The sequence below is a fragment of the Methanosphaera sp. A6 genome (genome assembly GCF_001729395.1).
Lineage (GTDB): Archaea > Methanobacteriota > Methanobacteria > Methanobacteriales > Methanobacteriaceae > Methanosphaera > Methanosphaera stadtmanae.
In genome coordinates this window covers 1-25743 of record NZ_MAIF01000131.1, presented here as the reverse complement: position 1 = coordinate 25743, position 25743 = coordinate 1, and the positions used below count along the sequence as shown (strand labels likewise).

The 25743-nt window shown below is 26.7% G+C and carries 18 protein-coding genes; 6 read left to right on the top strand and 12 right to left on the bottom strand.

Annotated elements, in window-relative coordinates; genetic code table 11:
* Positions 1–310: 310 nt before the first annotated feature.
* Genes A9758_RS05355 through A9758_RS05345 form a run of 3 tightly spaced genes read right to left on the bottom strand, consistent with a single transcriptional unit; the run spans position 311 to position 2026 of the window.
* Positions 311–652: a DUF2149 domain-containing protein gene (locus A9758_RS05355; RefSeq protein ID WP_011406689.1), complete on the bottom strand. Its 342-nt coding sequence runs from the start codon at positions 650–652 to the stop codon at positions 311–313.
* Complete coding sequence (locus A9758_RS05350) at positions 652–1296, bottom strand: MotA/TolQ/ExbB proton channel family protein (protein ID WP_011406688.1); 645 nt, start codon at positions 1294–1296, stop codon at positions 652–654. The genes A9758_RS05355 and A9758_RS05350 overlap by 1 nt, the downstream gene beginning before the upstream one ends.
* Before the next feature lie 28 nt (positions 1297–1324).
* The gene (locus A9758_RS05345; RefSeq protein ID WP_011406687.1) at positions 1325–2026 is read right to left on the bottom strand and encodes a DUF2162 domain-containing protein; all 702 of its coding nucleotides are present in this window, start codon (positions 2024–2026) and stop codon (positions 1325–1327) included.
* 421 nt (positions 2027–2447) lie between these two features.
* Here A9758_RS05345 and A9758_RS05340 point away from each other — a divergent pair, with 421 nt between their 5' ends.
* Positions 2448–5870: an Ig-like domain-containing protein gene (locus A9758_RS05340; protein ID WP_011406686.1), complete on the top strand. Its 3423-nt coding sequence runs from the start codon at positions 2448–2450 to the stop codon at positions 5868–5870.
* Between the two features lie 442 nt (positions 5871–6312).
* Here A9758_RS05340 and A9758_RS05335 read toward each other — a convergent pair whose 3' ends face one another.
* Positions 6313–8886 (bottom strand): Ig-like domain repeat protein, encoded by a 2574-nt coding sequence (locus tag A9758_RS05335; protein ID WP_011406685.1) that lies wholly within the window; start codon positions 8884–8886, stop codon positions 6313–6315.
* Positions 8887–9128: 242 nt separating this feature from the next.
* On the opposite strand from A9758_RS05335, the gene A9758_RS05330 reads away from it, so the two are divergent.
* Both A9758_RS05330 and galU read left to right on the top strand, forming a co-directional pair.
* A complete protein-coding gene (locus A9758_RS05330) occupies positions 9129–10202 on the top strand; it encodes a glucose-1-phosphate thymidylyltransferase (RefSeq protein ID WP_011406684.1) in 1074 nt (357 codons plus the stop codon).
* 10 nt (positions 10203–10212) lie between these two features.
* Positions 10213–11064, top strand: coding sequence for a UTP--glucose-1-phosphate uridylyltransferase GalU (galU, locus tag A9758_RS05325; RefSeq protein ID WP_011406683.1), 852 nt, complete (start codon positions 10213–10215; stop codon positions 11062–11064).
* A 93-nt stretch (positions 11065–11157) separates the two neighbouring features.
* Here the strand turns inward: galU and hacA are convergent, their stop codons facing one another.
* The 3 genes from hacA to cyaB all read right to left on the bottom strand — a co-directional run bounded on the left by hacA (position 11158) and on the right by cyaB (position 14282).
* Positions 11158–12405: a homoaconitase large subunit gene (gene hacA, locus A9758_RS05320; RefSeq protein WP_011406682.1), complete on the bottom strand. Its 1248-nt coding sequence runs from the start codon at positions 12403–12405 to the stop codon at positions 11158–11160.
* Between the two features lie 9 nt (positions 12406–12414).
* Positions 12415–13587 (bottom strand): homocitrate synthase family protein, encoded by a 1173-nt coding sequence (locus A9758_RS05315; RefSeq protein ID WP_048059748.1) that lies wholly within the window; start codon positions 13585–13587, stop codon positions 12415–12417.
* Positions 13588–13739: 152 nt separating this feature from the next.
* Complete coding sequence (gene cyaB / locus A9758_RS05310; protein WP_011406680.1) at positions 13740–14282, bottom strand: class IV adenylate cyclase; 543 nt, start codon at positions 14280–14282, stop codon at positions 13740–13742.
* Positions 14283–14863: 581 nt separating this feature from the next.
* On the opposite strand from cyaB, the gene A9758_RS05305 reads away from it, so the two are divergent.
* Together A9758_RS05305 and serB are read left to right on the top strand one after the other, a co-directional pair.
* Positions 14864–15415, top strand: a complete 552-nt coding sequence (locus A9758_RS05305; protein ID WP_011406679.1) for a TATA-box-binding protein — start codon at positions 14864–14866, stop codon at positions 15413–15415.
* Positions 15416–15632: 217 nt separating this feature from the next.
* On the top strand, positions 15633–17234 hold the full coding sequence (serB, locus tag A9758_RS05300) for a phosphoserine phosphatase SerB (protein ID WP_011406678.1): 1602 nt from the start codon (positions 15633–15635) through the stop codon (positions 17232–17234).
* Positions 17235–17428: 194 nt separating this feature from the next.
* On the opposite strand, the gene A9758_RS05295 is transcribed toward serB, so the two are convergent.
* Genes A9758_RS05295 through A9758_RS05280 form a run of 4 tightly spaced genes read right to left on the bottom strand, consistent with a single transcriptional unit; the run spans position 17429 to position 24038 of the window.
* A complete protein-coding gene (locus tag A9758_RS05295; protein ID WP_011406677.1) occupies positions 17429–20137 on the bottom strand; it encodes an AAA family ATPase in 2709 nt (902 codons plus the stop codon).
* Positions 20124–21305, bottom strand: a complete 1182-nt coding sequence (locus A9758_RS05290; RefSeq protein ID WP_011406676.1) for a DNA repair exonuclease — start codon at positions 21303–21305, stop codon at positions 20124–20126. Before A9758_RS05290 ends, A9758_RS05295 begins: the two co-directional genes overlap by 14 nt.
* 14 nt (positions 21306–21319) lie before the next feature.
* A complete protein-coding gene (locus tag A9758_RS05285) occupies positions 21320–22861 on the bottom strand; it encodes an ATP-binding protein (RefSeq protein ID WP_048059746.1) in 1542 nt (513 codons plus the stop codon).
* Between the two features lie 34 nt (positions 22862–22895).
* Positions 22896–24038, bottom strand: coding sequence for a DNA double-strand break repair nuclease NurA (locus A9758_RS05280; protein WP_011406674.1), 1143 nt, complete (start codon positions 24036–24038; stop codon positions 22896–22898).
* Between the two features lie 742 nt (positions 24039–24780).
* Here A9758_RS05280 and A9758_RS07585 point away from each other — a divergent pair.
* Entirely contained in the window at positions 24781–24918 is a 138-nt protein-coding gene (locus tag A9758_RS07585; protein WP_158005520.1) for a hypothetical protein, read from the top strand.
* 194 nt (positions 24919–25112) lie between these two features.
* Here A9758_RS07585 and A9758_RS05275 read toward each other — a convergent pair whose 3' ends face one another.
* Entirely contained in the window at positions 25113–25550 is a 438-nt protein-coding gene (locus A9758_RS05275; RefSeq protein ID WP_069776339.1) for a hypothetical protein, read from the bottom strand.
* Positions 25551–25743: the final 193 nt, after the last annotated feature.

The window sequence follows — 25743 nt, the reverse complement described above, 5'->3', positions numbered from 1 at the left end:
TTACAGTATTTTTCTAGTTTAGTAAAATATTTATATAATTAATAAGATTTATTGTAATTGTAATTAAAACAAATATTATCAATAATTTTAGTATGATACTTATTATTTGTTTTTCTTTAGTAAAATAATTAGAATTTCTATTTATTTTCTTTGAAGTTCTTAATTTACTCTCTTTCATTTTAATCAATCCTCTATAAAATAAATTTATTCTTAAAAATAACATATACACTTAATATTTCATCATCTATTTATAATATAAAAATATTGAATAGGAAAGTCCTATTCATATCCAAAAAATAGTATTTTCTTTTCATGATGATTTAACCAGAACTAGTTTTCCAGTACTTGGGTCTTGGTATACTTTACCTCTTTCCTGGTATCCAGAACCACTACTTTGAATCTCTTCAGGTTTGGTATCTAATGGTGTGGTTTCTTCATCAAGTTCTGTTGTTTGTTGTGCAGCTTGCATTGCTGACTGTTTTTCTTGGGGAGACATGTCACTATTTATAATATTCTGAGCACCTGTTGCCATAACTGCAAATATTAGAAAGCCCACAGCTAAAACTAACATTACATCAGTCATATTAACTGCAGAAGACATAGGATCAATATCATGATTCCTTTTAGATAGTCTTCTTCTTTTTAGTGTCATTACATCACCTCAAGAATAGTTTCTGATAAATCATATAGCATGGCTAAATCTTCTTCATACCATCTACTGCGTATTTTTGATATTACAAAACATAAACTACCTGCAGCTAGTCCAGCTGTTGTTGTGTTAAAAGCAACTGTTAGATTTGAAGTTAAGGTAACCATATCTCCATTTCCTAGTGCAGCTAGTCCTGGGCCCATTGGAATAATTGTACCTAATAATCCACAACCAGATCCTACTTTTGCTACAATATCAGCTTTTTCTAGAGATTTTTCAACTTTAAATTCTTGATCTTCAAGAAGATTTCTAGCTAAAACTTCACGTGTTTGTTTATCATATAATTCTTTATCAAGTTTTGCTATTGATGTTAATATTTCTTTATCATATTTTTTTAATTTACTGTCATTGAGTACTTGACAGATTTCATCTTGTGTTTTACAAGAAGCAATATTTTTTATTATTATACTTTTATCCTTTGCAGTGATTTTCTTACGCCCAGTATATTCTGCAATAATTGCTCCTAATTCTATAATAGCAAATATAACAAATATTACAAGTAAAATCATTACTGGAAGTAATAAACTTTGTGCAATAACATTTAATGCTCCTGATAACATTTCTCCACCAGGAATGGCTGTTGACATTTCTTTTCCTCCTACTTTGTCTCTTGTTTTATTTTTCTAAGAAATAACTTTTGTTTCTAGCAAATATTCCACCTGCAATAAGTAAACATAAAACACTGACAATCATTAAAGATACATTTTCTATTGATTGTATTTCAATTGATGTTCCTGTTGTTATATAAGCCATGTTTGGTAATATAATAAGACATAAAACAAAGTATAATCCTATAAATATCATGAAATTACCTAAAACTATAGGGTATGGTTGTTTCATTCTTTTTACAATTTGCATAGATAAGAAATAAGTTATTCCCATAACAAGCACTAATGCTACTGAAGAGAATACACCTAATGTTATTGATGAAACTCCAGCTATTGGTGCTACTAACATGATGGAAGCTAAAATAGCTCCAAAACAGCAAGGACATGGTGCAACTACAGCCATACAAGTACCTGAACCAACATCTTTTCCAGTTACTTTCCAATCATATATTGTTTTAAATCCAGTAATAAGAATTACAATTGCAATACAAGCGAAAATTCCCGATGTGTATTGGTATACAAAGGTATATACTTGTTGTGTATATGGTGTTAATACATATGAAAATATAGTTAAAGCTACGCCATAACCAACTAATATTAAAAGAACTTTTTTCTTTTCAATACCTGAAAATCCTAAAGCTAGTCCAATTTTGAGACCAAATATTAAAACAGCAGCCAATATACCATATTGCCAAAATTGTTCTAACATGTTATATCCTCCTTATTTTTTTTATTTATATAAACAAAATTGTATGAATTTTTATCAAGTAAATTATAATCTTTTCATACATTATTTCGAAATTATATACGGATATATTTATTAATTACTTCTTATTAATACTATTCTATTTTTTTTAAAATAATTAAATATAACTTAATTTTTCTATTAGCTATCTAATTTTATCTAATTATATCATTGATATTATAAATTATTCTAATTTAATAGATTTTATTTCAAATATTATATATATTTGCTTGACTAAAATAACTATTATGAAGAATGATTAATTTTTTTATATTTAAATTTATTATAGATTGAATTCTTCAATTAAATTATTTATTTAAAAGGAGGTAAAATCATTAGTACTAGAAGAAGTCATATTTTTTTAGCTTCTTTATTAGTAATATTTATGTTAATATCAATAAGCAGTGTAACTGCAAGTAATACAGACAATTCAACAGTTGTTAGTGTAAATCATGATATTCAAGATCAAATATCATCTAATGTTGAAACTAAAAAAGTAACTGATGATTTAAAAGAAGTATCCTCTAAGGGTAAATCAGTTAAAACTGACACATCTAAAAACAACAACATTAAATGTGAAAATAACATAGAATCTACAGATAAAACAATAAAATCTAAAAGTACAACAACTACTTCTAATAACACGGTAGAAACAGAAGATAATTCTAAAGTATCTACTACAAAGAATAATACAACCAAAATCAATCCAAATATCAGATTAAATAACCAACCTCTACGTCCTGGAACTAACACAACATTTGTAGCAATTGTTCCTGCAGATGCAACAGGTAATAGTGTATTTAAAATAAATGGTAAAACAATTTCAAACAAAATAAACATCAATGGTTCTATGGTTAAATATAACTATCATGTTCCAACATCATTCCATTCAAAAACATATAACTTAACTTTTGTTTATTCAGGTGATTCAAAATATCTAAAAAAATCTGTAAGTACCATAGTGGAATTAGATATTGAATCAGGTAAAAATCCTAACATGCAATTAAATAATGTTACTGGTAAATACTTAAAAGTAATACCAATTAAAGTAAAATTAGCATCTGATGCAACAGGAAATGTTGTTTTTAAAATAAAAGGAACCACAATTTCTGATAAAATAAAAGTAGTTAATGGTGTAGCAACATTTTACTATAATAAAACATTTGTTCCTGGAAAATATAGATTAACTGCTGTATATAGTGGTAATGCAAAATATACCAATGCTACAGTAAGATCATATTTAACAATAACAAAATTAAATTCAAGAATATATACAAGTAATGTTATGTCAAAAGCTGGATCTAAGGTATCATTTAAAGCACAAGCTGTTGATGAATTAAACAGACCAATTAACAATTCACTTGTTGTATTTAAATTAAATGGTGAAACATTTGGTAGATGTTATACAAATGCTACAGGTTATGCAGTATATAACTACACATTACCATCAACACTTAACTCTAAATCTTTTATAATCAATGTATTTAGTACAGAAAATAAAAGAGTTTATGGAGCAAAGAAAAATGCTACATTATATTTACATCAACTTAAAACAAAAGTAGTTGTTCCAGTTGTGAATACTAAAATTAATGACACTGTTTCATTAAGTGCAACTGTTATTGATGAAAATAACAACAATGTTTGGAAAGGAGAAGTAACATTTAAATTAAATGGTAAAGTTCTAAAAACAGTCAATGTATCAAATGGTTATGCATTATATTCCTTTAAACCAACAACTAATGTTGCTACAAAATTCGATATTATAGCATTATATACTGGTTACTGGAAATATGCTTCAAGTTTTAGTGGTGGAAGAATAAATGTGGATAAAATTGGAACAATTACAACAACAAGAGCTGCTGAAACAAAAACAGGTAGTTCTGTAGTTCTATCTGCAGTTGTAAGAGATAAAAACCAACAAAGAGTTAATGGTGGATATGTGGAATTTAAAGTAAATAACACAGTAGTTGGTAAAGCATTAGTTAAAAATGGTGATGCTAACTTCACATATACTTTAAAATTAATACCTAAAGGTGTATACAGATTAAATGCAACATATTTAGGTAGTGATTCCTATTATTCAAGTTACAACTTAAATACTCTTAATGTAAGTCAATTATCTGTAAGAGTAGTTGGTAATCCATACAATGTTAAAGTTGGAGAAAGTGTTGTTTTAAAAGTTAATGTTTTAGATGAAACTAATCACTATGTTGAAAAAGGAGTTGTAGAATATAAAGTAAATGGTACTTTCATTGGTAGAGCTAATGTTACAAAAGGAGTAGCTTCCTTAAGCTACAGACCACCAAATAATTTCAGTGGTTTAAGCTTAAAATACTCAGCAACTTTACTTGCTAACCAATACTATAACTCAACATCTACTGTTCAAAACTTAACAATATCATCATTAAAAAATGTATATGTAAGTACAAAAGGTAATGATAACAACCTAGGTGATAAAGCACATCCATACAAAACATTAGCATATGCTGTAGGTCATGTAAGTACCTTTGGATGTGTAACTCTATTAGATGGAACATATTCAGCATCTGGAATATTATTAAATAATTCAATAACAATTGTTGGTTCAAGTATTTCTAAAACTATCATAACTGGTGGAGATACATATAAACCAATATTTAAATTAACATCATCAATTACACACGTTACAATTAAATTCTTAACAATTAAGAATGGTTACAGTATTGAGAAAAATAGTGCAGGAGCAATATCGTCTATTGGAAAATTAACTATTAAAGGAGTTAACTTTGTAAACAATAAAGCTACTGGATTATTATCTGCTGGTGCTATTTATTCAAATGGTATCATGAATTTAACTACTGTAAAATTCATTAACAACACTGTAAAAAACATCAATGCAGAAGGTGGAGCTGTACGTTTAATAAACAACACAACTTCAATGGATAATGTTGAATTTAATAATAACCAAGCTGTAGGATCTAACTCTACTGGTGGTGGAGCAATCTACTTTAAAGATGGAGAAATGGTAATTAAAAACTGTAAATTTAATGGAAATAAAGCTACAGGTAAAACAATTCTTGGTGGAGCAATTAAATCTTCATTTGGAAATATTGTAATATTATCCTCTTCATTTACTAACAACCATGTAAGTGGTAGTAACTATGCACTTGGTGGAGCAATAAGTAGTTTAGGAACTGGTTTGTATATTAACAATACAATATTACAATCTAACAAAGCAACAGACACACTCTTTGCAGGAGCAGGAGCAATCTATTCACAATATGCTGCTATGATATTAAATAACAGTGTATTGAAATCAAATAGTGCTAAATCTAAATCAGCATTAGGTGGAGCAATAGAAGCATATCATACATATGCAACTGTTCAAAATACAAAAATATCAGAAAACTATGTTGAAGCAACACAATCATCAGCATCAGGTGGAGCAATCTACTATGAAAGTGGTAATTTAACACTAGATAAATGTGAATTAGCTTCAAACACAGCAACATCTAAGAATGTATCTATTGGTGGAGCATTATATATATCTGCAAATGTAACTGTTAAAGATTCTGACTTTTTATCAAATAAAGCAACTGGTAAAATAGTTGGTGGAGGAGCTATTGCAAACTTAAATAAATTAACAGTAACTAAAACAAATTTAATATCCAATAAAGCATCAAATATTGGAAATGCAATTACTGCAACATCCAATTCACACAATAGCATTAATGGAAATTATTGGGGTGGATCTACTCCTAAATGGAGTACCCTACTAAGAGGTTTATCAAAACCTTCATACATATCAAAAACTAAAATTTCACACTAGAATACTTTTAATTAAGTATTCCTAGTCTTTTCTTTTTTTTATAATAGTTTCAAAGTATATTTAAGATTTTTTGTAAAGAATAACATGTGATTTATCATATTATTGATATTTCCTTGTATTATTTCATAAAAATGATTATTTTTTTATTCTAAAAGTTCGTTTTCATGGTTTATTATCTAATATCAAGTTTTTACTCAATTTAATTATAACATTTATATTAGTAATGTATAATCTTAGACAATAAGAAATCTATGTAAATGTTCTTCTAAAAAATGAGACCTGTTTACTTATTTTATTTTTTAATTTACTTACCTCAATTTTTGAAAGTATTGATTTATATTTTCTAAATATCTATAGTAATATAGTTTGTATGAGTCACATATTTGAGTATAAAAATAGCTTTTTTAATATTTTTTTTTAAAAAAGAGTAGAAAATGGGTGATTAATATATAATAAGAGGTATATCTACTCTCATAGCATTATATTTTTTATTTTCACCCATTATAATTGTAAGAGTTTCATGTATTTTTTTACCAGGTGGTACTTCTGGTGTTGTATAATCAAATGTAAATACTCCATCAGTTAATGAAATATTGGTTTTTATTGTTTTATTATTTATTTTATAACAAACTTTACCATTAGACACATAGTTATTATGTGTATCTAACAGACCAATAATTGAACTAATTGTTGTGCCACCTAGTAATTGCATAGGTTTAACAACATCTGGATGAACATCCTGTTTAGAAACAACTAGTGGAATACTTGTTTTTGCTACATTTTTATTATCACTACCAGAGTATTGTACTGTTAAATTATAATTTTTAGGATTAAATGAATAGGGAATAGTATAATTAATAATAGCTACACCATTTTTAACTTTTACATTAGTTTTAATAGTCTTACCATTTATTTTAAATACAACCTTTCCACCAGTAACATTTTTATTTCCTGTCATGACATGAGCAACTATTTGAATTGTATCTCCAACTTTAATAGTTTTATTACTTATTATTGATACATTGGTAGTTACATCTCTTTTAGGTATTGTTAAATTAATATCTTTTATAAGTGATTCACCTGTTCTAGTTACTAAAATAACACGAAGCATATAATTTTTATTATTCCAATAACCAGGAATATCCATTATTACTTCTTTTTTACCATTTGTTATTCTAAAAATCTCTGTTGCAGTCTTTCCATTGATTTTAAGAATACTTTTAGCATCTATTGTTTTGGGTAAATTATAAATTACTTTTATTGTCTGATTATTGTTTATTAGTATATATGATATGTTAGCATATACTGGTTGTAGTGATATTTTCTGATTATCTATCTTTGCACTAATATTTCCCATACCAGGACTACATTTATTTGTTGTTGTAGCATTAATTTCCTGGAAGTTTTCCTGGAAAGTTGAATTTTCAGATAAATACACAACACTTCTTAGTGGAAGTGTACCTTCTAATTTTTTATTGTTATTTAAACTATTTAATGTAACAATAAGTTTAGTATCAAGACTTTCAAGTAATGTTGTGGTGTTTGTAAATGTCATAATAACCCATGTTTTAGGAGTAACTCCAATTCTATCCCATTTAGGATTATTAGATGCCCACCAATTATTTTCCACTGATTTTATTGTAGATTCTAGTGAATAAATAGTATTTGATGTTGAAGCATCATTGTCTACAAATACATTATATTCAAGATTAATATATTGATTGTTACATATTGCTCCACCAACTTCACCAGCACTATTTGCTTCAAAAATACAATTTCTTGCAGTAACAGTACCATAATTTCCAGCTACTGGTGTTGTATTAAGATTTACAATAGCCCCACCATTAACTCCTGCAGAATTTTCTGTGAAGTTACAATAAAGTAGTGTTAAATTACCATTTTCATTTTCTGTCCATGCAATATTTTCAATACATCCTCCACTTCCACCAGCAGTATTTACTTCAAAGGAACAATTGGTTGCTGTGAAGTTATTAGTATTTGTTATAGCACCACCATCATAAGTAGCATGATTATATAAGAATTGGGAATTATTTACATTAGTAATTCCTGTATTATATATTGCTCCACCATAAAATGATATAGCATTGTTTTTTATGAATTTTGAATTATTAACATTCAATAGTCCAAATGCATTATATATAGCAGCACCACTTACACCATTATTTTCAAGATATAAACAGTCATATATATTCATAATTCCATGAATATTATATGTACTTCCACCAACATTAAGGGTACTTTCTTTACTAAATTCTGATTTATTAAGAACAACTGTTCCATTGTTATTATAGATAGATGCACCCCATGAAGCATAATTATTCATAAATTCGGAATTAGAAACAGTTAATGTTCCAGTATTATAGATACTTCCACCTTTTAATGATTTATTTAAACCTGTATTATTCTGAAATTTACAATTATCTATTTCTAATATTCCATTGTTTATTATTGCTGTGTTGTTAGAGTCTGTATTATAATCTTGTAATGTTATGTTTATTAATGAAATTTTTATGTTTTTATTTATTGTAAAAATACTTGATGTAGAATTTGCTATAAGTATTGTGTTAGTTTTATTTTCACCAATAATTCTAATATTCTTATCTATTATCATGGAATTAAGATAATATTTTCCTTTTGAGAAGTATATATCAGAATTATTTTTTGCATCGTTAATACTACTTTGATTGAATGTAGTTGGTGTTAAATTAATAACATTTTTTGAATTACTTTCTGTTTTTAAGTTTTTAGTATTTGTATATTCATATTGTTGTGTATTGGATGTTTTTATTGTGGGTGATGTGGCAGATTCAATATTAAATTTATTATTATCTGCTTTACTATTTTCCATATTATTGATTGGATTTTCATTTGTAATTTGGGGAGTTTGTGTACTTTCTGTATTAGTTTGTATCTTCGTGTCATTTGTTGCAGATATTGCAGTTACTGATAATAAAATGGTTATTAAACAAAATATCATTAGATATATCTTTTTCATATAATTTTTTACCTCCTTTATTTTTATTTTACAACATGTCTTAGTTGTAAGTATATATTATATTAGATTTTATTTTATTTAAATTATTTTTTAATAGTTATAGTATTATATTTTTTTTACTAAAATGGAATTTAACTCTTTAAAAGATATAATAACTTTAAAATAAAAAAAGTATTTTATATATAACTTGTATAATTATAAAACTTAGTTATTTATATTAACTATTTTAGGAGAAATTTTAGATGAAAGGAGTTATTTTATCTGGTGGACATGGAACAAGATTAAGACCATTAACACATACAGGACCAAAACAATTAATTCCTATAGCAAATAAACCTGTGATAGAATATGCTATAGAAGATTTACGTGATGCAGGAATAACAGATATTGGAATAATACTTGGTACAAATATGCCAAATAAAATAAAAGATGCATTAGGTGATGGAACTAAATTTGGAGTAAATATTACCTATATTATGCAGGGAGAACCAAAAGGACTTGCACATGCAGCAGCAACAGCAAAAGATTTTGTTGATGGAGATTCATTTGTAATGTATCTTGGAGATAATATATTAAAATCAGGTATAGAAGAATTTGTAGAAGGATTTGATGAATCTGAATTTTCATCAAGATTATTATTACAAGAAGTAGAAGATCCAAGACAATTTGGTGTTGCAGAATTAAATGATGAAGGTAAAATAATTCATCTAGTTGAAAAACCAAAACATCCAAAAAACAATCTTGCATTGGTTGGAATATATCTATTTAAAAATAATATATTCGATGCAATTAATAAAATTGAACCTTCATGGAGAAATGAATTAGAAATAACTGATGCTATTCAAAGACTTATTGATGATGGCTTTGATGTAGATTCATTTGTAGTTGAAGGTTGGTGGAAAGACACTGGAAAACCAGAGGATGTTCTTGATGCTAATCAATTAATACTTGAAACAATTGAAAAAGATATTAGTAGTGGAGCAACTATTGAAGAAAATGTTAAAATCAAGGGTAGAGTAATTATAGGTGAAAATACAGTAGTTAAATCTGGATCTGTAATTAAAGGACCTGCAATAATTGGAAACAATTGTGAAATTAAGGGGTATGTTGGCCCATATACCTCCATAGGTAACAATACTAAAATAATAGAATCTGAAATTGATTCATCTATTATTATTGGTGAATCAGTAATACAATCAGATAAAAGAATAACTGACAGTCTTTTAGGTCAAAATTCCAAGATAATTTCTGATAAAGTAACATATCCTAAAGGACGTAGTTTTGTAATAGGGGAAAATTCAATAGTAAAATTATGAGGTAAATAAAATGAAGGCAATAATACCAGCAGCAGGTTTAGGAACAAGGTTTTTACCAGCAACAAAAGCTCAGCCAAAAGAAATGTTACCTGTATTTAATAAACCAACAATACAGTATGTTGTAGAAGAAGCAGTAAATTCTGGAATTGATGATATTCTAATTATAACAGGTAAAGGGAAACGTACAATTGAAGACCATTTTGATAGATCATTTGAATTAGAATATAGTTTAAATGAAAAGGGAAAATATGATTATTTACAGGAAGTTCAAGAAATTACAGACATGGCTGATATATATTATGTTAGACAGAAAAAACAGAATGGTTTAGGTGATGCAATTTCTTGTGCAGAAAAACATATAGGTGGTGATGCATTTGCAGTACTTCTTGGAGATACAATAACCTACTCTCAAACTCCATGTACAAAACAATTATTAGATGTATATGAAAAATATGGTGGTTCTACAATAGCAATTGAAGAATTACCAGAGAGTAAAATTGAAAGATATGGAATTGTTGATGGTCATCATTTAAGTGATAATATATATAAGGTAGATAGTCTTGTTGAAAAACCTAAATTAGAAGAAGCTCCATCAAATCTTGGTATAACTGGTAGATATATATTAACATCAGATATTTTTGATAAATTAAGAACTATTGAAGCTGGTGTTGGTGGAGAAATTCAGTTAACAGATGCAATAAATGAACAAGATGATGTTTATGCAACAACATTTGAAGGTACAATCTATGATATAGGAAATACTATGGAATGGTTAAAAAGTTCAATAGATATGGCTCTAACACATGAAGATGTACGTTTAGAACTGTTACAACACATGAAACAAAAGATTAATCAATACTAATCTTTCATCTATTTTTTTTATAAAATAAGTTTTTTTTTTGGAAAATACTATTTTTTAATTAATATAACAAAAAAAGAATTGGAAAAAATGAAATTATATCTCACTTGGATTTGTAATTTCACCTTTTATTGCTGAAGCTGCAACAACTGCTGGATTTGATAGATATACATATGACTTAGCACTACCCATTCTACCAAGGAAATTTCTATTAGTAGTGGAAATACAAGTCATATCGTCTGTCATTACACCCATATGTGCTCCAAGACATGGTCCACATCCAGGATTACATATAATTGCATTTGATTTAAGTAATGTTTGAATAACACCTGTTTCTATTGCTTTTTCATACACATGTCTTGATGCTGGGAATACTAGTAATTCAACATCTTCATGTATTTTATGTCCTTCAATAACTTCAGCTGCTTGAAGTAAATCTTCATAACGTCCATTGGTACATGAACCAAGTACTGCTTGATCTATATGAGTACCTGCTACTTTATCTATATCTTCAACATTATCTACATTATGTGGACATGCAATTTGTGGTTGAAGATCATCAACATCAAAGTCATAAATTTTCTCATATTCTGCATCTTTACTAGCAGTAGTAATAGTATAATCAGTTATTCCTCTTTGTGAGAGATATTCCTTTGTCTGTTTATTAGGTACCATTATACCATTTTTAGCTCCACATTCAATTGCCATATTTGTCATTGTTAATCTACTAGCTACAGACATATTATCAATTGTATCACCATGGAATTCAAGACTTTTATAAGTAGCACCATAGGCACCTAATTCCTTAATTATTTTTAGAATTACATCTTTAGAGTATACATTTTCATTTAATGTACCATTAACATTTATTTTTAAGGATTCTGGAACATTAAACCATGTTTGTCCAGTTGCATATACCATTGCAAGATCTGTAGCTCCAAGTCCTGTTGAGAATGCACCAAAAGCACCATATGTACATGTATGTGAATCTGCTCCAACTATTACTGTTGAAGGTTTTACATGACCATAGTCTGGAAGTACTTCATGACAAACTCCTTCTCCTTGAATATACATGTTTGGAATCTTTTGTTTTTTACCAAATTCTCTTACTACCTGTTGAAATTCAGCAGATCCGATTGTGTTTGCAGGAATCACATGATCGAATACAAGAACTATTTTTTCTGGATCCCATACTTTATCAGCTATTTTTTCAAATACTTTTATTGTAGGAGGACTTGTTCCATCATGACTCATTGCAACATCTATATTTGCAGTAATTGTATCTCCAGGACTTACTTCTTCCTTATTTGATGCTTTTGCAAGTATTTTTTCACTTATATTCATTATTAATCCTCATCTTTTAATATTAACTTTTTCTAGTATTTCATCGAATTTATTATTTGTTATTTCTTCTCCTCTTTCACGTTCTTGTTTTACTAGGGAAACTATTTGTGATAATTGTGTGTCATCTACTTTTATATTTAATGTGTCTAATTTTTCTATTACTGCTGATTTACCTGAATGTTTTCCTAGAACTATTTGTCTTTTTGTTCCAATCATTTCTGGAATGAATGGTTCATATGCTAATGGATTTTTTACTATTGCATCTACATGTATTCCTGATTCATGTCTAAATACATTGTTTCCAACTATAGCTTTACTATCTGATATTGGAATTTTACTATATTTTGATACAAGTTGTGATAGTTCATAGATTACTTCTGTTTTAAATCCTAAATCCTTATTATATAATAGTTTTAATGACATTATTAATTCTTCTAGAGAGGCATTTCCTGCTCTTTCACCTATACCATTTACTGTTGTAGATATTGCAGTTGCGCCTTCAAATAATCCTGCAATGGAATTTGCAACTGCAAATCCAAAGTCATTATGACAGTGTAGTGCTATTTCTGTATCTATTTCTTTTTTAATATTTTTTACTAAGTACTGTGTTGCATATGGATTTATTGAACCTGTTGTATCTGCTATATGAATTCTGTCTGCTCCATGATCTTGTGCTTGTTTATATACATCAAGAAGTTTTGGAAGTTCTGTTCTTGTTGCATCTTCAGCAGAGAATGCTACAAATAGTCCATGATCCTTACCATAATCTATTGCATCCATACATATTTGATTTACTACATCTCGTGGTTTGTTTATTTTAACTTCTAGATGTAGGTCTGATAATCCCATAAATGTTATTATTCCATCTACATCAGCATCTAATGCCGCATCAATGTCTTCCTTTTTAGTTCTTGTTAAACAGATTATTTGAGCATCTAGTCCTTCATTAGCAATTGTTTTTACTGTTTGTTTTTCATTTTCTGAAACTATTGGAAAACCTGCTTCTATTTGTGGTATTCCAAGTTCATCTAATTTATGTGCTATTTCAAGTTTTTCTTCAAGTGAAAAACATACTCCTGGTGTTTGTTCACCATCTCTTAGTGTAGTATCATATATATTTATTTTATCAGGTAAATTATAGTCTATTTCTTTATTATATATACTAACAAATCTGTCGGTGATATAATCTCCCCCTTTTTATCTATAAATATCCATAATTTGGGATTTTGGTATTTATTACTAAAGATTATTTATTTTAGTATTCAAAAAAAACATTTACTTTATTTATTTATCTAAGTTATATAGTCTTATATTTATTTTTTTATTAATATTTTTTATTCTTTTTGTTCAAGTAATTCTAGATATGATGTACGTTCAAAGCCTGAAGTTATTTCTAGTTTTTCAAATACTTTTATAATGTTATTTCTAATTTCTTCAATATCTTCATCCTTATTTGCAACATATTCAATTTCCATATAATATCCAAGTCTATTTAATTTATCAATAGTGATTGTGTATTTATCATAGTTGAATATTCTTCTTATTTTATTTACAACTGCGGATGGTTTAAATCCAAGACTTTTAAGAATTTCAACCATATTATCAGTATCATCTATATTAACTTCTACTTCTTTTCTAGTTTTACTTTTTGAATCTAGTTTTGGTCCTTTATATGTTAATATACGTTCAAAGTCATCATCACGAGGGATTTCTCTTATACGTAAAGCTTCATCAGTTTCTTTATAATCCTTATTTGGAGCATTAAAATATATGTCATGTTGTTTTTCGGTATGGGAGTATTCTCCACCAATTTCTTTAATTTTTTCAAAAGCTTCTTTATTATTATTTATTTTAGCTTTCATTTCTACTTCAATCATACTATCACTATAATTATTACTTTATGATATTATCTTTTTTATTTTTTTTATAGATTTTAATAGGTATATTTATAAACTAAAAGGAAACATATATAAATACATAATATGTTATTTAGTATTTTTTTAAATATTGGTACTAATAAAAAAATTTAGAAGAGTGATTGTTGAATAGTTTCTTAAACCCCAAAAAATGGATTATAATTCTAAGAAATAATTTTTATATAAATATTTATGTTATTGTTGATAATTACATATTTATCTTTCTAATCTAAGAATACTCTAGTTTCCAATAGGTCATGAATGAATTAGACAAAAGAAATAATTACTTAGAATAAATCATTTGTAACACTCAATGTGATTTAAAAAATAATCAAGGCCTGAAAAAGTGGATTATTGTTAAAAATAAATCCATGGACTTTGGGAGATAGCTCAATTAATCTAAACTACATTAGTAGTTTATTACCTGAAAATCTCAGACTTCTACAGGTTGGGGAGTAAGTCAAAGTAGACTAATCTTTCTTTATTTAATTATTTAGATTAATGCTAAATTTTTTTTATCACTATAAAATGGAGGAGAAATAATGTCAGATGTAGAAATAAAAGTTGAAAACATTGTAGCATCAGCAACATTAGGTAAATCATTAGAATTACCAAAAATTGCACCAGCTTTAGAAAATGTTGAATACAACTTAGAACAATTCCCTGGATTGGTATTTAAACTTAAAGACCCTAAAACTGCAGCTTTAATATTTGGTTCTGGTAAATTAGTATGTACTGGGGCAAAGTGCATAGAAGATTCAATAAAAGCAATTCACATGACAGTTGATAAAATTCGAGAATTGGATACAGAAATACCTGAAGAATTTGAAATTAAAATTCAAAATATAGTTGCATCAGCAAACTTAGGTAAAGTTCTAAATCTAGAAGCAGTAGCATTAGATTTAGAAAATACTGAATATGAACCAGAACAATTCCCTGGTTTAGTATACAGACTTTCAGATCCAAAAGTTGTACTGTTATTATTTGGTTCAGGTAAAGTAGTATGTACTGGAGCAAAAACAGCAGATCAAGCATTATTGGGTGTTCAAAAAACTAAAGAACGCTTAATTGAATTATATTTAATTGAAGAGTAAATTTACTATAAATGAATCCAATATTAAATGAGATAATTTATTTATACTCCAAATAATAACCACCACTCCTAAACTCCCTTAACATTAATAAAATTCCAGAATGAAAAAAAGGGCAAAATAGAATTATTATAAAGAATAAATATATTAACTGAGAATAAAAAAATTCTTGAACGACATAATCATTCTTGGTTATTTTATTAAAAATATCGGTGATCTTTTGATTAAATTGGTAGTATTTGATCTAGATAATGTCTTAATAGACACAGAAACAATAGATGAAATAGCAAAAATAAAAGGTATTGAAGAAGAAATAAGTGACATAACACTACAAGCAATGCAAGGAAAAATTCCTTTTGAAACATCAATACGGCAAAGAGTAAAAAAACTAGAAGGTATAAGCACATCTGATATTGATGAAGCTATGGATAAAATATCCTTAAATCCTGGAGCTGTAGAAACAGCTACAGAACTTAAAAAACAAGGATATAAAATTGCAATAATCACTGGTAGTTTTGATGTCATAGCTTTAAAAGTTAAAGAATTAATAAATGCAGATTATGCATTTTATAATACACTTGAAGTTGACGATGGTAAACTCACTGGAGAAGTATCTGGGCCTCTTATAACACAGAATAAAGTTGATGTTCTAAGACAATTAGTTGATGAAATAGGCATAACTTTAGATGAATGTGCTACTATTGGTGATGGGGCAAATGATCTTGAAATGATAAAAAATGCTAAAATAGGAATAGCATACAATGCAAAACCAATTTTAAAAGAAAACGCTGATGTTCAAATTAATGAAAAAGACCTAAGGAAGGTACTTGATATAATGGCAGATGAAGAAAAAATTACTAAAGAAGAAGTAGTAGAAGAAACAACACAAGAACCAGAAACAATCACTACTGAAGAAGAAGTAAAAGAAACAGAAGAAGTAAATGAAGAAGAAGTAGTAGAAAATGATGAAGCTGAAGAAGAAACAATTGATTATTCAATACTCAACTTCCAACAATTACTTCAATGTAAAAGAACATTAGAATCTGAGCTTACAGATCTTAAAAATGTAAGAGATAAAATGAATGAAGAAACTAAAGCATTCAGAAAAGAAAGAGATGAACTTAACCAAAAACTCAAAGACACTTTAAAAATTGCTTTAGATAAAAGAAATACCAGAGATGAAATCAACAAAGAAGTTCATGAAAACAAAGAACTCAGAAACCAATGTAATGAAGAACTTAAAAAAGTAGAATGGAATTCTGGTAAAAAAGAAATTTCAAATATACAAGCTGAAATCAATAAAATCGATAAAACAATACAAACAAAAGTATTAGATATTAGAAAAGAAAATGAACTCGTAAAAAGAGTATCAGACCTAACCAAACAGCTTAAGAAAATCCAAAGTGATGAAGAAGAAGAAAAAACTGCAACACAACTAAAAGAAAAATCAGAATTATACCACCAAAAAGTAGTAGAATTATCTGATAAAGCACAAGCAGTTCACGAAGAAATGATAGAATACTTCAACAAAATCGATGGTATAAGAGAAGAAGCTGATGGTAAACACCAAGATTTCATTAACTCTAGAAATGCAGCAACAGCAAAACATGAAGAAGTTAAAGCAAAATTATCTGAAATTAGAAAAGTTAACAAATTCATGGATCAAGCTAAATCTCAATCTAGAGGAAGAAAATCTGAAGATAAAGCTGATAATGACTTAAAAGAAAAAGAAGAAGCTGAAGAAATCTTCCAAAAATTCAAAGATGGTAAAAAATTAACCACAGATGAATTCTTATTACTTCAAAAATACGACATAATGTAAGTTGTTTCGTATTCTCCTTCTTTTTTTAGTAAGGTATGAGAATATGGTAAGGGATAAATGATAAATAAAGGGTATTTATTACTTTTACCATATTTGTTTCATTTTTTTGAAACAAATCTATTACTTTTTTTATTAAAATTCTATTTTTAAAAAGAGATATTATATGAAATATCTAAATTAAGAAAAATATTTTCTTAACTGTTACATGTTGATATTCCATTATTTTTTGAGATTTTTATAATATTTGTAGATAATGCTTCCATTTCTTCATCATGACTAACAACAATCATTTGAGGAACAACATTAATTTTACGAATAATATCAATTAATTCTGTTCTACGTTCACTATCCAGATGAATTGTAGGTTCATCTAAAACTAGTAATTCCATCTTATTTTTAGATATGGCCTTTGCAATTCCAAGTCTTAATGCCAGTGCAATAACTATTTTTTCTCCACCACTAAGCATATTTAAATCTATTTGTTCTTGTCTTGTTTGTACTATTAAATTATAGTCTTCATCTAGATTTATAGCTGAATAATCAAATCCAAATTCACTAAATATATCCATGGTATTTTTTTCAATTTCTGGACGTACTATATTTCTTAGATCTTTTTGAACTCCATCTTTACTATATGTACTTCTAATCTCATTTAGTAGTTGAATATAATCTCCAATATGAACTTGTTGTTTTTCTATTTCTTTAAGATTTTTTATTTCTTCAACATATTTTTCTTGTTGTTGTTTGTCTTTTTTAAGTTCTGTTTTTTTGACAATATAATTTCTACTAATACTTTCAATATTTTCTTGACATAGTGTGTATTTATTATTTATTTTTTCATATTTTTCATAGTCAAATGATAATTCATTAATTTGACTTTTAATATTTGAAAGTTCCAATTTAACTTTATGTATTTTAGTTGTAGTTTCTTCTTTTTCCTGAATTATTTTCTCTTCATTTAAAACAGTACCAATTAATTGATTATAGTCATTCTGTTTTTTTTCAAGATATTTTATTTTTCTTTCAATATCATCACCAATACGTACTGTTTGTGAAATTTTCTTAATTTTCAGGGTATTTTCACTGATTTTATTATCAATAATCTCTTTTTCTTTATTAGCTTCATCTACTTGTGGCAGTTGATTTAATCTAATTTTTGCAAAGTTATATTTATTATAATCTTCTTCAAGAGATTCAATTGACTGATTACAATCATTTTCTTTATTTTTAATTTCTTCTATCTTAGCTTTTGTTTCTTCAATAATAGGTTTTAATTTCTTTTTCTCATGTATGGTATCACAAAGTTGTGTATATTCAGCATGTTCTTCTTTTAATTTTTGAATATTAATATCATTTATATTTTGTTCATATTCCTTTAATTCTTGAAGTTCTATTTCCTGATTGTTATTTGCTTTGCTAAGTTCTTCTATTCTTAATTCATAAGTCACAATAGTATTTTTATATTTATCAGAAAGTTCTGCATGTTTATCATGACTAATTTCTGATTGACAAATTGGACAAATATCCTCAGTTTTTTCAAGATCTTCGAGGGATTTTTTAGTACTATTAAGTTCAGTTTCACAGACACTGATTTCTTTTTTTTTCTTAAGAATCTTCTTTTCTAATATTTTTATTAATTCTCCAGTTTTTGTTTTTTCTCTAATAGTAATTTTTTGAATATCTATAGGATTATTAATATTCTTTTTAAATAGTTTACGGGCTTTCTCTGAAATTTGATTGATTTTATAATATAATATATTAACTTGGTCTGTTAAGTGTTTTATTTCACTTTCAACTTCCATTTCTTTCAATTTTTTTTCTGTTAATTTCTCTAATTCTTTGGAAATATCCTCTTTTTCTTTCTTTAACTGAATATATTTCTCATAATTTTCTTTATTATCTATAATAATTCCTTTATTTTCATTTATTTCACGAATAATATTTTCTTTATTCAATGAATCTTTCTTATAAGAATTTATTTTTGTTTTAAGATCTTTTATTTCTCTTAATTTATTAAGTGGACTAATTTCTTTTTCTAATATTCTTATTTTTTCTTTGTTTTTGTTAATTTCATTAAGTTCATATGTGTATTTATTTTCAAGGTCTTCCAAATGATTTGATTCTTCTTTCTTAAATTGATAATCATTAGTTAATTTTTCATGTTTGTTCTTGATAATATCCTCTTTTTTAATATCTTCCTCAATAATGGTTAACTGGGATTTTTTTGTGTTAATTTCAGTTTCATATTCTTTGATTTGTCTTTCTTTTTCACTAATATTTTGAAGTAATTCAGTATTTTTTTCTCTTATTTCATTGATATTAGCAAGTTTTCCTTCATTAACATTTTTTTGTGTTTCATAAATATTTATAATATTTTTTATTTCATCCCATGCTACTTCTAATGAATCAATATTCAATAGTTTTGTAATAAGTTCCTTTCTCTCTGCAGCAGTTTTTTCAATTAAGTTTGTTATTTCCCCTTGTCTTATATAGATTGCATTTAAGAATGATTTTGAATCCATTTCTAGAATACTTTCAATATCATTTGTAACATTTCTATCTCCTTTACTTAGGAGATGTATTCCATTTTTATCTAATAATTCTAATTTAGCAACACTCTTACTCTTGTTTCTTCCACGAGCTATCTTATATAGACGACCATTATGTTGAAATTGAACACACACCTCCATTTTATCTACAATATCTTTTCTATTTTGAGGTTTACGAATATTTTCTTCAAGTTTACCATTTACTTGTTTGAAAAAAGCATAACTTATTGCTTCAAGAATACTTGATTTTCCAGCACCATTTTCTCCGAGTATTAATGAAATTCCCTTCTTAAATTCTATTTTTGTGGATTTATGTGACTTAAAATTTGTTAATTCTATGTTATTTATTATCATGTTCTTCTCCTATGTTATTATAGAATTTATTATAATATTTATCAGCAACATTTTGAGCTTCTGGAATATTTTTTTCAGATAAGTTTTTATATAATTCTACTGCTAGTGATGCAACATCTTCATTAAATTGGTCTTCTATTTTTTCTTTTATAATATTTTCTGGTGTTATATTCTCTTTATCAATAGTTTCAGGTAGGTTTTCTATTACTTGGGTAGGTTCATATTTTATTCTGAGAGTTAGAACTTTTTCTTCTAATTTATCATAGATTTGTTGTGCAACTTCACTTCTTTCAAAGTTACCATTTTTAATAGTTAAATAAACTACTGGTTTTTTAGAACTATCCATACTTTCTAATTTTTCACTTAATTTATTGAGTGTTTCATCTAACTTAGGATATTCTATACTTTTAATAATAAATTTCCTCTCAAGTGGTATGTTAATAAATTCAACATCTATTTTATTATCATCACCTATTGTAACAAGATTGTATCCTTTACCATTTTTTTGGTAATTCGGTATCTCAGATTTAGTTCTAATTTCAGTAGACCCTGGATATGATAATATTCCACCCTTAAATTTATCATTTATACGTCCATGTAGATGTCCCATTGCATAGTAATCATATCCTTCAGGAATAGTTTTTAATTCAAATTCTGGTTCAAAATCAAAATATTTACTAACAGAACCATGTAACATCAATAACTTTATTCTATGTTTTTTAGCTTCATCTAATGTATTTTTAAGAAAAGGTTCTACTCCCTCATAACTTCTATTAAAGTATTCAAGTCCTACTAAAAATATATCCTCATCTAATGTGAAATTATAATTTTTATGATTAATAATATGGAAGTTTTCATTTTTATATAATTCCTGGGGAATGGATGTGTTTTTTCTTTGTATAGAATCATGATTTCCTGCAATAACAAATATGGGAATATTATTTTCTAATAACTTCTCAAATCCTTTTTGGGCAACAAGTAATGCTTTAATTGGAGGTTTTGGATGTTCAAATAAATCTCCTGCATGTAGAACATAATCCACATCTTTACTAATTATATCATCAATAATTTTTTCAAATGTTTTATAAAAATCATTTTCTCGTTCATTTAAGCCGTATTGTTTGTAACCTAAATGTGTATCTGCCATGTGTGCTATTTTAATTGTCATATTCATCTATTTTTTTAAAGGAATTCATCCATTTGAGCTAAATCTCTTTTAATTTTTTCTTCTTTTTCTTCTTTACTTTTCTTCCATAATGATAATATATCTAGGTCTTCACCAACAGTTTTACCCTCAAATTTATCTATTTTTACCATTGTTGGAATCTTAGTCATTTGTCCTAAAACAATAGCTTCCCCAATATTTAATGAAGGAAGTTGTTTTAGTAGATCTTCACTTAAATTTTCACTACTTTTTTGCACATGCTTTTGGTCTCCAGGTTCCACAAGTCTTAGAATTATCCTGTTATTTATTTGTGAGAGAGCATCAACATCTAATGATTTTGGACTTTGACTTATAAGACATAATCCTACACCAAATTTACGACCTTCCCTTGCAATTTGTCCAATAATACTCTTTGATTTAGTAGGTAGTTTTTGTGAAACTAGCATGTGTGCTTCTTCTATTATACAAAATAGGGGAAAATCTAATCTTTTGGATTTTTTTTCTTCTTTTCCATTTAAAACCAGTTTTCGTCTATTTAATACATTTTTTAGGGTATGATGTACTATGATGTCTGTTCCAATTTCATCCACACTACTTAAATTAATGATATTTACCTTTCCAGGTTCAATATTCGATACTATATCACATACATCTGTAGATTCTAATATTTTTCCATATTTTTTTCTAAGATCATCTAATTTAAAATCCACCTGATACATTGCATCAATATATTTTTTCATGTTACTATCATCAGATTCAGCATCCTCAATTAAGTTTTTTATCTCATGTCTCATAGTTGTAATAAAATCTGTACATTCGCCCTCTTTTATCTTTTCATCAGCGAAATCATATGCTTCTCTTAGATATCTTTCTTGATTTGTTGCATTTTCACCAATTTTTGATAATTTTTTATATTCATGAATTGATAAGTCCCTTGGGTTGATAAGAGGTTCTATAATATGACTTTCTCCATTTGTAAACTTTGTTTTTTCATATTCTCCATGCATATCAAATATAAGTATGGAACCATTTACTTCAAGTAATCTGTCAATAATAATTGATGTTGCATTGGATTTACCTGCTCCAGTCATTGCAAGAATTGCAAGGTGTCTTGATACCATTTTATTAACATCAAGTTTTAGAGGAACTTCTGGTTCTGATACAAGTGTTCCAATTCTAATAGCATTTTCCTTTTCAAATACTTTTTTTAGTATTTCTTTACCTGCTTTTTTAACTTCTGTTCCTGGTTTTGCTGGTGTTTTTGGTATTTCAAGATTATCTTCATCACCAAGTATTGTTATATTTCCACGTATGTATTCATCAATATCTCCATTTATTGTAAGTATTTTTTCTATTGCATCTGGATTTAGAATTTCTTCATCTAATGATTTAGTTCCTCTAAATAGTGATTCTATCATTCCAATAATTATTTGATTGTTATATTCTAAGTATACATATTCACCAACTGTTATTGGTTTTTTAGATACAAAAGATACCTTCATCATGCTTGTTTCACCAGTACAATATCCAATTATATTATTTTTTTCATTATTTTCCATATTCATCATCTTCCTATTAGTTAAAAGTTATTACTTATAACATGTCACGTCCTGTTTTTTCAAAGATATCCATGTATTCTATGATATGTTTCATGTTTTTTTCTTTGATTACAACTTCATCATGGGCTTTTTTAAGAATATAGGGATATCCATTAATACTAGCACTATATAAATCCTCAAGAATTCCTTCTATTTTTTTTCTATCTAAGTTAGGTTGAGGTAACTCTATTTTTAAAACATTACCCTCTTTAGTTAATTTAGTAAAAAACAACGTGTAATTATATGATTTTAATTCATCATTATATAAGGGATAGTTGATTTTCTTAATTTCACCATTTATTTTTCTAAGTAGGCTGTTATGTTCAGATGTATCTGGATTAGTATAACCAGATTCATTAATAGTATATTCTATTACTGCAGCATCAGGTATGTTATTTTTATAAAGGGAATTTGTACCACTTGTTTTAGAAACACATACCAATTTCTCTTTAAAATTCTCAAGTAGAACTTTAATACATGTTAATTGCTCTAAACTTTCAATATAGCGAAGTGTTGTATCCTCATCATATTCTATTTCTAAGTTATATTTATTCATATCCTTTTTTAAATAAGATAAAATTTCATCTCTATTAGAAACAGCACATACTTCTAATGGAAAATTACCCTCTTTTAATTTACTTTCAATCTTTTTAGCCACAGGTTTTAATTTGTTAGTTATGTATGAATCAATAGTATATGTTGGAAAATGCATCAAGGTTCCTCTAATACTACCATCCATTAGCATATAATCAATTTCAGGATATCTCTCAAGTGTATCAAGAGTACTTTTTAATTCAAGAATGTTCATATACATTGATAAAATACTATCAATAGATTTTACATTACTATGCGTCTTTGTAGTTATATCACCAGCACTTGATTCTTTGATAATTTTTTCTCCAGGTTTTGAAATTATGGTCTGACTACTAATTGCATACACAAAACAGGCCATGTATTTTTTCTTATTAAAACTACCATCTACAGCAGCTAGAATTTTATCTTGTTTTTCTTTACTAAATTCATATTTTGTAAATGATTTTTCTACTTGCTTATAATCTATGTTACTTTTAATATCCTTGAAAAAATGCTTCACATGCTTTTTTTTTGTTATGGTTTTTTCATATAATAAATCTAACATTTCCTTTACAACCTCCTCTAGTAATTATTTTTAAAACATATTTTTAGTTTATAATAGTATGTTTATCATATGTTTTTAAATATTTATTGTTTTGTTTTGAAAATAGATTAAAAATATACAGTATTTAACATTATTATACTATTATTTTAAATATTTTATTTTTTTATAAATCATGTTTTTACTGAATAAATATTATATGCTTCTTTGATTTAATTTCATTATAATAATTATGAGAAAACATTATACCAAAAAATATCTCTCAAAAATGAATCTAAAATAGTCATATTCTTCATCCAAAGGTCATTACATTGATTATAAAGTTACAATAGTCATGGAAAAACTCATTAACTCCTACTCTTATTTTAATCCATAACGAAGTACCACATAACACAAAAGTATACAAAAATACAGGAAAATATAAAACAATCTAGAATAATACATCTATTAGATATATTACTCTTTGATAAAGGATATTTTAGTTATGAAAACTACAGGATAGGTATAATTGAATATAGAATCATTCCTTTAATATTTCCACACGAAAATTACAATAAAAATAAGCTTTTAAATCCAATAATATGTCCACTTGGCTATTTTAAAAATAAAAAAGAAAATCTGAAAATAAGAAGAGAAATAAAATTAGCAATAACATTATTATTAAAAACTAAAAGAATGGAAAAAATATAAACCAATAAGAGGTTATATTGAATATTTTTTCAAAGTATGTAAACAAGAATTCAATATGCATAAAATACACAAACATACACCAGAATCATTCATAAAAGACAGATTTCTATACGTATTAATAATAAAACTAGTACTAAATACAGCAGAAAACAAAAATAGCATTACAATAGTTAAGCCAACAATGATCTATTAAGGAGACTATAATCTGATTTTATAGTAATTAAAATTTCAAAAATTATGTTATGAATATTAGCCTTTTTTTACAAAGCTATTATTATAATAGAAAAAGAGGACTTTAATTGGATTATTCTTACCTTTATTCTCAAATCTTATTCTATTTTATTTTTTAAAGAAACAAAAAAAATGAATGAAGAGTAAAAAAACTCCTCATGATTTTACAATAGTAAGTGTTGTGTTTCCTTCACTTCTTTCATATAATTTATGTCCATATACACATGATAAAGTATATTCCTTGGATTTTAATGTTGAAGGTAGGGTATATGTTATTGAAGCCACACCATTTTCTACTGTTGCATAAATTACATTATTATTACTATCTTTTAAAGTTCTACCATTAATTTTAAAAATTACTCGTCCACCAGTTACCTTGTTGTTTGTTTGAGAATTTTCATTGATTATTTCATTTGTAATTTTTGCTGTTATTGTTATTTGTGATTTTTCTTCTGCTGTCTGTGGTTCTAATTCAATATGTGCTTTTGCCTTAGTAATATTCATAACATCAGTATAGGTAGAACCAAGTATAATACCATTACCACTATAAACTGTGGTTATAGTAGGGTTTTGTCTTAACCAGTTAGAATTCACTATAACATTTTCAATTACAGCTTTACCATCAACTACTTTAACATATTGTATGTTTCCATCTGCATCTTTTAATGTTTTACCATTAACTTTAAATACAACACGTCAACCATTAACATTATTACCATTAAATGTAATGGAAGAAGACTCATTAATTACATTATTAAGACATGAAACTATAGGATTCATGGTAATA

What these genes read in the sequence shown, in the direction of transcription:
- cyaB (WP_011406680.1), bottom strand. Translation starts at nt 14,282, where the DNA reads ATGATTGAAGTAGAAATGAAAGCTAAAATAAATAATAATAAAGAAGCT.
- hacA (WP_011406682.1), bottom strand. Translation starts at nt 12,405, where the DNA reads ATGAATATAAGTGAAAAAATACTTGCAAAAGCATCAAATAAGGAAGAA.
- A9758_RS05305 (WP_011406679.1), top strand. Translation starts at nt 14,864, where the DNA reads ATGTCAGATGTAGAAATAAAAGTTGAAAACATTGTAGCATCAGCAACA.
- A9758_RS05295 (WP_011406677.1), bottom strand. Translation starts at nt 20,137, where the DNA reads ATGATAATAAATAACATAGAATTAACAAATTTTAAGTCACATAAATCC.
- galU (WP_011406683.1), top strand. Translation starts at nt 10,213, where the DNA reads ATGAAGGCAATAATACCAGCAGCAGGTTTAGGAACAAGGTTTTTACCA.
- A9758_RS05340 (WP_011406686.1), top strand. Translation starts at nt 2,448, where the DNA reads ATGTTAATATCAATAAGCAGTGTAACTGCAAGTAATACAGACAATTCA.
- A9758_RS05290 (WP_011406676.1), bottom strand. Translation starts at nt 21,305, where the DNA reads ATGACAATTAAAATAGCACACATGGCAGATACACATTTAGGTTACAAA.
- A9758_RS05355 (WP_011406689.1), bottom strand. Translation starts at nt 652, where the DNA reads ATGACACTAAAAAGAAGAAGACTATCTAAAAGGAATCATGATATTGAT.
- A9758_RS05285 (WP_048059746.1), bottom strand. Translation starts at nt 22,861, where the DNA reads ATGGAAAATAATGAAAAAAATAATATAATTGGATATTGTACTGGTGAA.
- A9758_RS05350 (WP_011406688.1), bottom strand. Translation starts at nt 1,296, where the DNA reads ATGTCAACAGCCATTCCTGGTGGAGAAATGTTATCAGGAGCATTAAAT.
- A9758_RS07585 (WP_158005520.1), top strand. Translation starts at nt 24,781, where the DNA reads ATGCATAAAATACACAAACATACACCAGAATCATTCATAAAAGACAGA.
- A9758_RS05345 (WP_011406687.1), bottom strand. Translation starts at nt 2,026, where the DNA reads ATGTTAGAACAATTTTGGCAATATGGTATATTGGCTGCTGTTTTAATA.
- A9758_RS05280 (WP_011406674.1), bottom strand. Translation starts at nt 24,038, where the DNA reads ATGTTAGATTTATTATATGAAAAAACCATAACAAAAAAAAAGCATGTG.
- A9758_RS05335 (WP_011406685.1), bottom strand. Translation starts at nt 8,886, where the DNA reads ATGAAAAAGATATATCTAATGATATTTTGTTTAATAACCATTTTATTA.
- A9758_RS05330 (WP_011406684.1), top strand. Translation starts at nt 9,129, where the DNA reads ATGAAAGGAGTTATTTTATCTGGTGGACATGGAACAAGATTAAGACCA.